Origin of the sequence: Bacillus cereus group sp. MYBK227-1 (genome assembly GCF_051916325.1) — a bacterium.
In the GTDB taxonomy this organism is placed as follows: domain Bacteria; phylum Bacillota; class Bacilli; order Bacillales; family Bacillaceae_G; genus Bacillus_A; species Bacillus_A cereus.
On the sequence record NZ_JBQAGK010000002.1, the window covers coordinates 36779 to 49175 of the forward strand.

Below are 12397 nucleotides of genomic sequence, written 5' to 3' on the forward strand. Positions count from 1 at the left end.
GCCTTCTTTCTTCAGCAAAATATTTATCATAAGTATACAACAATAAAAGAGAGGATTCTCAAATGAAAATCCTCTCTCGTTTATCCCGTATTAATGGGCAGTCCGATTGGTTCAACTAATTAAAGTTTCGCTTTATGCTGCGACTTTTTTATGCGTATGATGTTTACGATAACGTCCACGCATTGCGTATGCAATTTGCGGGATTGCAATCCCGATTAAAATAAGTGATACACCGAACCATTGTGAAGATAGTACAGCCTCTTTTAAAACGAATACGGACATAATTGTTGTAACTGGTAGTTCCGCTGCACCAAGAATAGTTGCTAAGCCAGAACCGATTTTTGGAATACCGATTGTAAAGGCAATAGATGGAATTACGATACTAAATGTTCCTAATCCTAAACCGTATTTCCAAAGACCTTGAGAAATGGCACCATTAAAAATAAATGTTGGTGGGAATACAATCATGACTAAAGTTAAAGCACCAGTCATTAAGAGAACACCGCGCGGTAATGAAGGTACTTCAACAGCAACTTTTCCGCTCACGAAAATGTATGTTGCGAATGTAACAGCAGATAATAAACCTAAAATGATCCCAGTCGTATCGAAAGCACCTGCTGATTGTTCAAGTAAACCACTTGATAAAAATGTCCCTACAAGTAAGAAAATAACAGAAATAACTTTTTCTCTTGAAGGTAATGTTTTTGTTGCGACTGCTTCAATGATAATTCCGACCCAAACAAATTGGAATAAAAGAATAATTGCAATAGAAGCTGGTACAGTTTTTAATGAAGCATAATAAAAAATTCCGGTAAAACTTGCAGATGTTCCTGCAACGAATAAAAGTAATGCTTGCTTTAAAGGAACGCGATGTCTAGAAAATAGAAGTGTAATAGCAAGCAAAATAATCCAACCGAACAAATATTGGCTGCCAATTACCTCTCCAAGTGAAAATCCTTCTGCATATGCAAGCTTAACAAAAATAGCTAAAATTCCATAACTACACGCTCCTAATAAAACTAAAAGAGAATAACGAAGCATGAAAAATTCCTCCCATCTATATGAAGTTGTTCCGTATCGAAAATATATAACTAGAGGGAAGTATACAAAATTAGAAATAAAGGGTCAAATGAAAGAAAAGTATGACATTTTATAGAATAATAATAAAAGTATGATATTTATGCATAATCTTGAAATTATTAATAGTAGAAGTATTATAAAATCAACTTTGCATTGTATAGAGCCAGCATTTGAAAAAAATATTTTTTAAACCAATATGTATATAGACGTACTAGTAACGTGCTAATTATTTGAGAAACTATGTTACCTTTGTTATGGTAATGACAATTAAAGAAGTTTTCATAATCCATTTGAGTTTTTTCTATATAATAGAAGGAAATGAAAACGTTTTATTAGAAACTGTGAGGAAGTACGGTTTTTCTTATTGCCACGTTGTAAAAGTGATTTCACGAATTGTTCATAGTATTTTTATGTGTTTTTGTTACAATATTTAGGGAGAGGAGTGGAATGATGCAAGATATTAGTATTTTTTTAGCGTTTGGCGCCGGGTTCTTATCATTTATTTCCCCATGTTGCTTACCGCTTTATCCGGCATTTTTATCGTACATAACAGGTATGTCGGTTTCTGAATTGAAAGAAGAAAATGCAATGCTTCGCAAAAGAAGTATGATACATACAGCGTTTTTCTTACTTGGATTTTCAATTATATTTATTGCAATTGGATTTGGTACAAGTTTTATTGGAGGAATCTTTACTGACTATAAAGATTTAATCAGACAGTTAGGTGGTATATTTATCATCGTGTTCGGCTTAATTATTGTCGGGGTGTTTAAGCCGAAATTTTTAATGCAAGACCGTAAATTTACATTTAAAAATCGTCCAAGTGGCTATTTTGGATCAGTACTAATTGGATTAGCCTTTGCAGCAGGGTGGACGCCATGTACCGGACCAATTCTAGTGTCCGTAATTGGATTAGCAGCAACAAACCCAGAATCAGCAATGATTTACATGATTGCTTACATACTTGGATTTGCTATCCCGTTTTTCGTACTGTCATTCTTTATTACGAAAATGTCTTGGATTAAAAGAAATAGTATGGCCTTCATGAAAGTCGGAGGATATATTATGATTGTTATGGGGGTCTTCCTATACTTTAACTGGATGACGAAAATTATCGTATATTTCTCAAGTTTATTTGGTGGTTTTACCGGTTTTTAGTATTATTCTGCGAAAATGTTGGAAATACTAACGGAAAAGCATATAATGAAAGTATATTTTGCATATAGCCACAAAAAAGGATGAGAAAATATGAACATAGTTCTTTTATCAAGTATCGTTGCTGTTTGTATGGCTGTCGGTGCGATGTTTATTCGTTTAAAAGCAGCTAAGAAACCTGCAACATTGAAAAAAATTATACTTCCGCCATTTTTTATGAGCACGGGAGCATTGATGTATGTTTTTCCTGAATTTCGATTAACTCCAGCGGAAATGTTAGAAGCAATTGGCGTCGGTTTGTTTTTCTCTATTTTTCTTATTAAAACATCTAAATTTGAAATTAGAGGACAAGAGATTTATTTGAAGCGTTCAAAAGCCTTTGTTTTTATATTAATTGGATTACTTGTCGTGCGGATTGTATTTAAAACATACTTAAGCCAATCTCTTGATTTAGGACAACTTAGTGGCATGTTCTTCTTACTGGCGTTCGCGATGATTGTGTCATGGAGAATTGCCATGTACCGTTCCTTTACGAAATTACAAAAGGAAATGGAAAAAGAAGATGGTTTTTATAATGAAAAAGATATGAAGCTAACTTAAAAACTGTATATGTACCAAATAAAAAAGACAGCGTCAAAGGCGCTGTCTTTTTTATCGAAAATAATATGAAGTTACTTTACGAGTAAAGATCGATAGTTAGAATAATCAATCTTTTTTTCTTGTAGTTTTTTAATTAAAAATTTATGATCACGCTTTGGTGTGGCAATGATATATCCTTTAATAATTAAGTCTTGTGTAATTTGAGAGGCATTTTCTTGTAATGCAAGTTCCCCGATTTTTCCAGCAATCTTTGATTTTGCAACATCGCGAAATAGTTCTGGAACAGGACTTACAAGCTCTTCTAACAATTGTTTTTGTTCGTCAGCCCATAAATGTCTCGTTTTATTTATGTAGTGTTCTTCCCAATCCAAAATGGACATGCCGTCTTCTTTTGGTAAACGTTTTAAAAATTTTCTGAACATAAAGTATCCACCGATAGACATAAGCCCTAATAAAATAACCGTCCATAATACAATGAACCAACTGAACCATCCTTCGAGCAAGCATATCCCCCCTTAATGATAGCGGTTTTCTTTTATTCATATTATATACAGTGAGATTCATAGAAAGCAAGAACGCTTGGTCATTTTGACCAAGCGTTATCATTTAAACAAAGTATAGTTGTTCCACATGTAAATTATTATTATCATCTTCTACATATTCAATGATTAATGTGCCAACTTTACGATCTTTATCTTCAGTTGTGAAAATAGAGTAAGAAGTAAAACGTGTTTTTGATAGGCCGCTTATGTGTGTAGGTAAAGAAATGTAGTCGTTATCGCGGAAGAATTCCATCAGTTCAATATCCTCAAATTCTTTTCGGTCAACTTGTTTGTTTGTATAGCGGCGTTGAAGTTGTTTTAAAGATTCATTCCAAGAAATTGCTTTTGTGTCGTATACCATTGTTCTATCTCCTTACTGTATGTAATTATTAAGAACATACGTTCTAATTTAGTATACTCTTTTTATTAGAAAAGGGAAAGCAAAAAATAATGTAAGCTTGGATTTCCAAGCTTACATTATTGATGCGTCCGTCATAATCTCTATTTTTCATTATAAGTTAGATAAGAATAAGAAACAAGATGATATATATAATGTTGAGAGTTTTCAAGATTCTGTATATTATAGGTGTACTAAAGTGTAAGGGAATGAGAGGTGTGACATACGTAATTTCACTGCAAGGGCCGATGGCTAGCGGAAAAACAACATTAGCAAAAAGGTTAGAAAAGAGAGGGTTTCGAGTTATATATGAAAATCCATATCCAATTGTAGAGAAGCGAAAAAAATTGAATTTAGATATGAATTCAAAAGTAGGGTTTATTATGAATCAAAAAGTGTTTATGGAAGCAAAAATAAAGGAGTTTCAAAATGTGAAAGATTCAGTCGTAATTTTTGATCGCGGACCAGAAGACATTGAGTTTTTTACACTCTTTTATCCAACGATTATAGGAGAAGAGTGGGATATAGAAACTGAATTGAAAGATGAATTATATAAATTAAGAGAATGCCGTTCGGATGTGATTTTTTACTTAGATGTTACGAAAAAGAATGTATATGATAGAAAAAATAATGATAGAACAAGAAACAGAAGTACATTTGAGGAGCAATTTAAATTAGCAGAAACTGAAAAAGACTGGTATAAACAATTTCCTGTAACTTATGTGGACACAAATAGATTAACAGTTGACGATTTAGAGGTATATTTTATGGACTGGTTAAAGGAGAGAGGGCTATGAAAAAAATACTTTTATTTGTATACCCAACATTTGCGGAGTTTGAAATAACAGTAGCGACGGCGTTGCTGAAAAATAAATTTGAAATCATTACAGCGGGCTTAACAAAAGAATTGATTATAAGTGAAACAGGTTTGCAAGTGCAACCACATATAGAAGTAAGTGAAGTACGTGTAGATGAGTATGAGGGGGTACTTATTCCAGGTGGAGAAGAAGTACAGTTGAAAGATGCGAAATCTCTTTTTTCAGTCATTCGTCAATTTCACGAACAAGAAAAATTAGTGGCGGCAATTTGTGCTGGACCGTATGCGCTAGCAAAAGCAGGGTTATTTAAAGGGATTTCTTATACTGCGACTATAGATTATCAAAAATTTGATTGTTTTCCAGTAGAAAATTTCGTGTATGAAGAAGTTGTGCAACACTCAAATATCATTACAGCACAAGGGCATGCATTTGTACCATTTGGAATAGCGATTGCCTCTTATTTTGGAGTGGCAGACGAACATAATACAGATTTTTATTGTGGTAAAGGCAATGTAGTAATGGAGAAACTTTTACGAGAAAACGTGTAAAAGCTAGCAAATGCTAGCTTTTTTACACCGATAAATTACTAACGTTTTTGGATCGCGCCATATACCGTTATGGAGCGATAATTCCTTGTTGATTTCTTCTGTTAGCCATTCTTTCATCTCGGCTTGAAGATACATATTATCGGGTATATTTAACGATGGAAACATGCTGGAAATATAGTTTACTATTGGGGTAGCATGATGAAAAACGAGCGCATTATGAATAACTGTTTCTTCAACCGTTGGAAAAGCAGATGCTACTATCTCTTTACCATTTTCTAAACAAAATGGAGAGACTGCTGGTGATGTTTTCGGTAGATCAAATGCGTCAAGCATGTTGTTACACATTTCAACTATACGAGGTAATGAAACTTTAGAATTTGTTGTAGCTAAAAGTGTTCCTCCAGAACGAATGACTTTATAAAAGCCTTGAATTGTTTTTTCAACATCTTTCACATGGTATAACATATGTCTTGCAATTATTAGGTCATAACAATTTGTTTCGAAAGGAAGTTTACTAGCGTCCCCTCGTTTCCATTCTATTAAGTTATTTATTTTAGCAGCTTCAGCAAGCATAGCTTCGGATTGATCAAACCCGGTTAATGGGCCTTTATGACCATTTGTTTGTAAAAGGGAAAGGAATTTTCCACTAGCGCACCCAACCTCTAATATGTTTTCATCCCCTTGAAGGTGTAAATGTTCAATGACGATCTTATCTAAATCTACGTGTTTTTCTTCGTAATGTGTATGTGTGTCGATGCGTGTTTGTAAATGGTTGCTAACGTTATATTGTCGTTTTACATCATTCATTTTGTCACATTCCACCTTTGTGCAAAATTGTTGGATTGCATGTGTTAATACATCTGTTTTCTTTAAACCTTCGTAATGGAGTGCTGATTCAAACCTTTCAAGTAATTTCTCTTCAATTCGAAAATGAATATCTTTTCGTTTTGTCACTGAAATTTCGCCCCTTTGCATCTGTTAGTGAGACTATAGCACGTCTGGAAATTTTGTGTAAATCATTTGTGTACACAAAATTAGGGGGATGAAAAAAATGTTTGAATATGATTTTAAACTATTGACGATTTAACCGTTTTCATATATTCTTAAATTAAGTAATATTCAAATAATTCAAAAGAAATGAGAGAGTCACATGCTTCTTCAAGGAACACATCGAATTGGTCGTATGGCCATGCTGTTGGCACTTGCGGATGAGAATGAAAGTCCTGTATTATCCATTCCAAAAGGTTGGAAGTATTGTACGGGGAAAGTGGGTTCGATGAATTCGCAAAAGGTTGTCGCAGCAATGGAAACAGCGGCTAAAAGCAACCAAGTTATTGAAACAGACGTTTACAGAGAAACACATGCACTTTATCATGCAATTATGGAAGCTTTGTACGGAGTAACGAGAGGTCAAATTCAGTTAGCAGACGTTCTTCGTACAGTAGGACTTCGTTTTGCGATTGTGCGCGGTACACCATACGACAGGAAAAAAGAAGGCGAATGGGTTGCTGTTGCATTATATGGAACGATTGGTGCACCTGTAAAAGGATCTGAGCATGAGGCGATTGGTTTAGGAATTAATCACATATGATTTGCCCATAGTCTATTAGTTAGAAGGGGGCCTTACTTTTTTAGGACAGAAGTCTGTCTTAAAAAGATAAGGTTCCCTTTTGCCTTTTTAAGGAGGAAAAATGATGATTACGTTAACAGGACATACATTGACAGTTGAAGAAATGAAGAGGTTATTACTGGAAGGAGAAGGTGTAACAGCTTGTCCAACTAGTATGCAAAAGGTAGCGGAGTGCCGCGAAGTAGTTGAGAAAATTGTAGAGGACGGAAAAGTCGTTTACGGTATTACAACTGGATTTGGAAAGTTTAGTGATGTGCTTATCCAAAAAGATGATGTAAAGGCACTTCAACATAATTTAATTCAGTCACATGCATGTGGGATAGGTGATCCATTCCCGGAAGAAGTATCGCGCGGAATGTTAATTTTACGAGCGAACACGATGCTTAAAGGAGTATCAGGCGTAAGGCCGCTTGTTGTAAATATGCTTCTTGAGTTTGTAAATCGTAAAATTCATCCAGTCGTTCCGCAACAAGGTTCACTTGGTGCAAGTGGAGATTTAGCACCTTTATCTCATCTTGCGCTCGTATTATTAGGCGAAGGTGAAGTGTTCTATAAAGGGAAACGCGTTCATGCAATGGTTGCTCTTACAGAAGAAGGGCTTGAGCCAATTGAACTTGAAGCGAAAGAAGGTCTTGCGTTAATTAATGGTACGCAGGCGATGACAGCACAAGGAGTTCTTTCTTATATAGAAGCAGAAGCAACGGCGTATCAAGCTGAACTAATTGCTTCGATGACAATTGAAGGGTTACAAGGCATTATTGATGCATTTGATGAAAATGTTCATAAAGCACGTGGCTATAAAGAGCAAGTGGATGTAGCAAGCAGAATTCGTGACATTCTTCATGATAGTAAGTTAACAACAAAACAAGGAGAACTACGTGTACAGGATGCCTATTCACTTCGTTGTATCCCGCAAGTACACGGTGCTTCTTGGCAAGTTTTGAATTATGTGAAAGAAAAATTAGAAATTGAAATGAATGCCGCAACAGATAATCCGCTAATCTTTGATGGCGGGGAAAAAGTAATTTCAGGTGGTAATTTCCATGGTCAACCGATTGCATTTGCGATGGACTTCTTAAAAGTAGGAATGGCGGAACTTGCAAACATTTCAGAGCGTCGTATTGAGCGTTTAGTAAATCCGCAGTTAAACGATTTACCGCCATTTTTAAGTCCAGAACCAGGACTTCAGTCTGGTGCAATGATTATGCAATATGCTGCAGCGTCACTAGTTTCTGAAAATAAAACGTTAGCACATCCAGCGAGTGTTGATTCAATCCCGTCATCAGCTAACCAAGAAGATCACGTAAGTATGGGAACAATCGCTTCACGTCATGCACATCAAATTATTCAAAATGTAAGACGTGTTCTTTCAATTGAAATGATTTGTGCGATGCAAGCGGCAGAATATCGTGGAATTGAAAACATGAGTACAGTGACGAAGAGCTTCTACCATCAAGGGCGTCAGCAAGTACCATCTATTACAAATGATCGCATCTTCTCAACGGATATTGAAAATATTGCACATTGGTTAAAAACGAATTATTCGATAAAAGAAAGATTGGATGTAAACGCAGCACTATAAAATGAGAAAAGGGAGAGATTGAAATGGAAAAAGTACAACAAACAATTCGCGCGCCAAGAGGTACAGAGTTACAAACGAAAGGGTGGGTGCAAGAAGCTGCACTTCGTATGCTAATGAACAATTTAGATCCGGAAGTTGCTGAAAAACCAGAAGAATTAGTTGTGTATGGCGGAATTGGCCGTGCAGCTCGTAACTGGGAAAGCTATCAGGCGATTGTAGATTCATTAAAAACGTTAGAAAGCGATGAAACGTTACTTGTTCAATCAGGAAAACCAGTTGCCATTTTTAAATCACATGAAGATGCACCTCGCGTTCTGTTAGCGAACTCAAACTTAGTACCAAAATGGGCAAACTGGGATCACTTCCGAGAACTAGAGAAAAAAGGTCTTATGATGTACGGACAAATGACAGCTGGTAGCTGGATTTACATTGGAACACAAGGGATTCTACAAGGAACATATGAAACATTTGGTGAAGCAGCTCGTCAACATTTCGACGGTTCATTAAAAGGTACATTAACACTTACTGCTGGTTTAGGTGGTATGGGTGGTGCACAACCTCTTGCTGTAACGATGAACGGCGGTGTTGTCATTGCTATTGATGTTGATAAGCGTAGCATCGATCGTCGTATTGAAAAGAGATATTGTGACATGTATACAGAATCATTAGAAGAAGCATTAACTGTTGCGAACGAGTATAAAGAGAAGAAAGAACCAATTTCAATTGGCTTGCTAGGAAATGCGGCAGAGATTTTACCAGAACTAGTGAAGCGTGATATTACGCCAGATTTAGTTACAGATCAAACATCTGCTCATGATCCATTAAACGGTTATATTCCAGTAGGTTACACATTAGAAGAAGCAGCGAAACTTCGTGAAAAAGATCCAGAACGTTACGTACAATTATCAAAAGAAAGTATGACAAAACATGTGGAAGCGATGCTTGCGATGCAAGAAAAAGGTGCAATTACATTTGATTATGGAAATAACATTCGCCAAGTTGCTTTCGATGAAGGTTTGAAAAATGCTTTCGATTTCCCAGGATTCGTTCCAGCATTTATTCGTCCATTATTCTGTGAAGGAAAAGGGCCATTCCGCTGGGTAGCACTTTCTGGTGATCCAGAAGATATTTATAAAACAGACGAAGTAATTTTACGTGAGTTCGCTGATAATGAACATTTATGTAACTGGATTCGTATGGCACGTCAACAAGTTGAGTTCCAAGGACTTCCATCACGTATTTGTTGGTTAGGTTACGGTGAGCGTGCGAAATTTGGTCGCATCATTAATGAAATGGTTGCAAATGGTGAATTATCAGCACCGATTGTTATTGGTCGTGACCATTTAGATTGCGGATCAGTAGCATCTCCAAACCGTGAAACAGAAGCGATGAAAGACGGTAGTGATGCAGTAGCTGACTGGCCAATTTTAAATGCATTAATTAATAGTGTAAACGGTGCGAGCTGGGTATCTGTTCACCACGGTGGTGGCGTTGGTATGGGTTATTCACTTCACGCTGGAATGGTTATTGTTGCAGATGGAACAGAAGCAGCAGCAAAACGTATTGAGCGCGTATTAACTTCTGACCCTGGTATGGGTGTTGTTCGTCACGTGGATGCTGGATATGACTTAGCTGTGGAAACTGCGAAAGAAAAAGGCGTTAACATTCCAATGATGAAATAAGGAGGAGAAAACATGCTGGACACTTTACTAATAAATATCGGTCAATTACTAACAATGGATCAAGAAGATGGCTTGTTAAGACGAGAAGCGATGAACACGCTTCCTGTTATCGAAAACGGTGCGGTTGGAATTGAAAATGGTGTAATCACTTTCGTTGGAACAGCGGAAGAAGCGAAAGGATTACAAGCGAAAGAAGTTATTGATTGCGGGGGGAAAATGGTTTCTCCTGGTCTTGTTGATCCGCATACCCATCTTGTATTTGGTGGATCTCGTGAAAATGAAATTGCGCTAAAATTACAAGGAGTTCCGTACTTAGAAATTTTAGAACAAGGCGGAGGTATTCTTTCAACTGTAAATGCAACGAAACAGGCGTCGAAAGAAGAACTTGTTCAAAAAGCGAAATTCCATTTAGACCGTATGCTATCTTTCGGCGTTACAACTGTAGAAGCGAAGAGTGGTTACGGATTAGATGATGAGACGGAATGGAAACAATTAGAGGCAACTGCACAATTACAAAAAGAGCATTCAATCGATTTAGTTTCCACATTTTTAGGTGCTCATGCAGTTCCGAAAGAATATAAAGGTAGATCGAAAGAATTTTTACAATGGATGTTAGACCTATTACCAGAAATGAAAGAGAAACAATTGGCGGAATTCGTTGATATTTTCTGTGAAACAGGTGTGTTCTCAGTAGAAGAATCAAAAGAATTTTTATTAAAAGCGAAAGAGCTTGGCTTTGATGTGAAAATTCATGCAGATGAAATCGACCCTCTTGGTGGTGCGGAAGCAGCGGCAGAAATCGGTGCAGCATCAGCAGACCATCTAGTTGGCGCTTCTGATAAAGGGATTGAAATGCTTGCAAACTCGAATACAGTAGCAACATTATTACCAGGAACAACTTTCTATTTAAATAAAGAAAGCTTTGCTCGTGGTCGTAAAATGATTGATGAAGGTGTTGCAGTTGCGTTAGCTACAGACTTTAACCCAGGTAGCTGTCCAACTGAAAATATTCAGCTTATTATGAGCATTGCGATGCTAAAACTGAAAATGACACCAGAAGAAGTTTGGAATGCCGTAACGGTTAACTCATCATATGCCATTAACCGTGGTGATGTAGCTGGGAAAATTAGAGTTGGTCGTAAGGCAGATTTAGTTTTATGGGATGCTTACAATTATGCTTACGTACCGTATCATTACGGCGTAAGTCATGTGAATACAGTATGGAAGAATGGTAATATTGCATATACAAGAGGTGAACAATCGTGGAGCACGGCCACTATTTAAAGAAAAACGCAAAGTTTATTGATCGTGAAGTGACAAAATGGAGTGAGATGATTAAAGATTGGGAGGAAGGTGTAGAAATATTCGGTGCTGCCTTAATTGGAGCACCCCTTTCTAAACCATCTATTAGTCATTCAGGAGCGAGTTTTGCTCCAAAGACAATTCGTGCGATGTTAGATGCATACAGCACATATGCAATTACAGAAGAACACGATATGAAAGAAAGTGTCTTATATGATTGCGGCGATATTACGATGCATGTGACGGATATAAAAGAAAGTCATAACCGAATTGCGAAAACAGTTGGTCATGTAACGAAAGTAAATCCGAACATGATACCAATCGTTCTTGGTGGTGACCACTCGATTAGTTTTCCGAGTATAACAGGCTTTGCAAACAGTAAAGGAAAGGTCGGGATTATTCAATTTGATGCTCATCATGATTTACGTAATTTAGATGATGGAGGCCCGTCAAATGGTACACCATTCCGTAGTTTACTAGAAAATGATGTCATTACAGGGAAACAACTTGTTCAAATTGGAATTCGTAATTTTTCTAATGCACGTGCGTACCATGAATATGCAATAGAGCATGGTGTAACAGTGTATACAATGAAAGACGTACGAGAGCGAGAAATAAAAGATATTATCACGGAAAGTATTGAATTATTAAGAAATCAAGGTGTGACTTCTATTTATATTTCTCTTGATATGGATGTGCTAGACCAAGCGTTTGCACCAGGTTGTCCAGCAATTGGGCCTGGTGGAATGGATAGTACGACTTTACTAGATGCGATTGAATTCCTTGGTAAAGAACCGCTCGTTCAAGGGATGGATATAGTAGAGATTGATCCAACTCTTGATTTCAGAGATATGACGAGTAGAGTAGCAGCGCAAGTGATTATGAGTTTTCTTTTAGCGAGGGAAACGGTTAGTAAGCAAGTTAGTATATAGACGGAAAAGTAGATCTTTATTTATGCCTTAACAAAAACACATCACTACTTAAATGTAGTGATGTGTTTTTGTATTAAAAGAGAATGAATGTGTGTGGAACCGTTAATGGAATTGCGATTTTTATAGTTT

The 12397-nt window shown here is 36.6% G+C and carries 14 protein-coding genes; 10 read left to right on the forward strand and 4 right to left on the reverse strand.

Annotated elements, in window-relative coordinates; all coding sequences use genetic code 11:
• Nucleotides 1–132: 132 nt before the first annotated feature.
• Complete coding sequence (locus ACTFRM_RS07335) at nt 133–1041, reverse strand: EamA family transporter (protein WP_000947043.1); 909 nt, start codon at nt 1039–1041, stop codon at nt 133–135.
• Between the two features lie 323 nt (nt 1042–1364).
• Between ACTFRM_RS07335 and ACTFRM_RS07340 the strand changes: the two genes are divergently transcribed.
• The 3 genes from ACTFRM_RS07340 to ACTFRM_RS07350 all read left to right on the forward strand — a co-directional run bounded on the left by ACTFRM_RS07340 (nt 1365) and on the right by ACTFRM_RS07350 (nt 2835).
• Entirely contained in the window at nt 1365–1514 is a 150-nt protein-coding gene (locus ACTFRM_RS07340) for a peptidase T (RefSeq protein WP_071732505.1), read from the forward strand.
• 16 nt (nt 1515–1530) lie between these two features.
• A complete protein-coding gene (ccdA, locus tag ACTFRM_RS07345) occupies nt 1531–2238 on the forward strand; it encodes a cytochrome c-type biogenesis protein CcdA (protein WP_001152676.1) in 708 nt (235 codons plus the stop codon).
• 90 nt (nt 2239–2328) lie between these two features.
• A complete protein-coding gene (locus ACTFRM_RS07350) occupies nt 2329–2835 on the forward strand; it encodes a CcdC family protein (RefSeq protein ID WP_001028439.1) in 507 nt (168 codons plus the stop codon).
• Between the two features lie 71 nt (nt 2836–2906).
• Here ACTFRM_RS07350 and ACTFRM_RS07355 read toward each other — a convergent pair whose 3' ends face one another.
• Nucleotides 2907–3338: a DUF2621 domain-containing protein gene (locus tag ACTFRM_RS07355; protein ID WP_088322419.1), complete on the reverse strand. Its 432-nt coding sequence runs from the start codon at nt 3336–3338 to the stop codon at nt 2907–2909.
• Between the two features lie 103 nt (nt 3339–3441).
• Complete coding sequence (locus tag ACTFRM_RS07360; RefSeq protein ID WP_000262401.1) at nt 3442–3738, reverse strand: hypothetical protein; 297 nt, start codon at nt 3736–3738, stop codon at nt 3442–3444.
• Nucleotides 3739–3983: 245 nt separating this feature from the next.
• Here ACTFRM_RS07360 and ACTFRM_RS07365 point away from each other — a divergent pair, with 245 nt between their 5' ends.
• Both ACTFRM_RS07365 and ACTFRM_RS07370 read left to right on the forward strand, forming a co-directional pair.
• Nucleotides 3984–4571, forward strand: coding sequence for an AAA family ATPase (locus ACTFRM_RS07365; RefSeq protein ID WP_141096698.1), 588 nt, complete (start codon nt 3984–3986; stop codon nt 4569–4571).
• Entirely contained in the window at nt 4568–5140 is a 573-nt protein-coding gene (locus ACTFRM_RS07370; protein WP_000722200.1) for a DJ-1/PfpI family protein, read from the forward strand. Before ACTFRM_RS07365 ends, ACTFRM_RS07370 begins: the two co-directional genes overlap by 4 nt.
• Nucleotides 5141–5143: 3 nt before the next feature.
• Here ACTFRM_RS07370 and ACTFRM_RS07375 read toward each other — a convergent pair whose 3' ends face one another.
• A complete protein-coding gene (locus ACTFRM_RS07375; RefSeq protein WP_000166759.1) occupies nt 5144–6094 on the reverse strand; it encodes a class I SAM-dependent methyltransferase in 951 nt (316 codons plus the stop codon).
• Nucleotides 6095–6290: 196 nt separating this feature from the next.
• On the opposite strand from ACTFRM_RS07375, the gene hutP reads away from it, so the two are divergent.
• From hutP to hutG, 5 genes are all read left to right on the forward strand, one after another.
• Nucleotides 6291–6731 (forward strand): hut operon transcriptional regulator HutP, encoded by a 441-nt coding sequence (gene hutP / locus ACTFRM_RS07380; protein ID WP_000926517.1) that lies wholly within the window; start codon nt 6291–6293, stop codon nt 6729–6731.
• 103 nt (nt 6732–6834) lie between these two features.
• Nucleotides 6835–8352, forward strand: a complete 1518-nt coding sequence (gene hutH, locus ACTFRM_RS07385) for a histidine ammonia-lyase (RefSeq protein ID WP_000631874.1) — start codon at nt 6835–6837, stop codon at nt 8350–8352.
• A 23-nt stretch (nt 8353–8375) separates the two neighbouring features.
• Nucleotides 8376–10034, forward strand: a complete 1659-nt coding sequence (hutU, locus tag ACTFRM_RS07390) for a urocanate hydratase (RefSeq protein WP_000416944.1) — start codon at nt 8376–8378, stop codon at nt 10032–10034.
• A gap of 12 nt (nt 10035–10046) precedes the next feature.
• Nucleotides 10047–11318: an imidazolonepropionase gene (gene hutI, locus ACTFRM_RS07395; protein WP_000887531.1), complete on the forward strand. Its 1272-nt coding sequence runs from the start codon at nt 10047–10049 to the stop codon at nt 11316–11318.
• Nucleotides 11297–12268 carry a formimidoylglutamase gene (gene hutG, locus ACTFRM_RS07400; protein ID WP_000399838.1) on the forward strand — a complete coding sequence of 324 codons (972 nt, stop codon included), beginning with the start codon at nt 11297–11299 and terminating at the stop codon, nt 12266–12268. The genes hutI and hutG overlap by 22 nt, the downstream gene beginning before the upstream one ends.
• Nucleotides 12269–12397 lie beyond the last annotated feature (129 nt).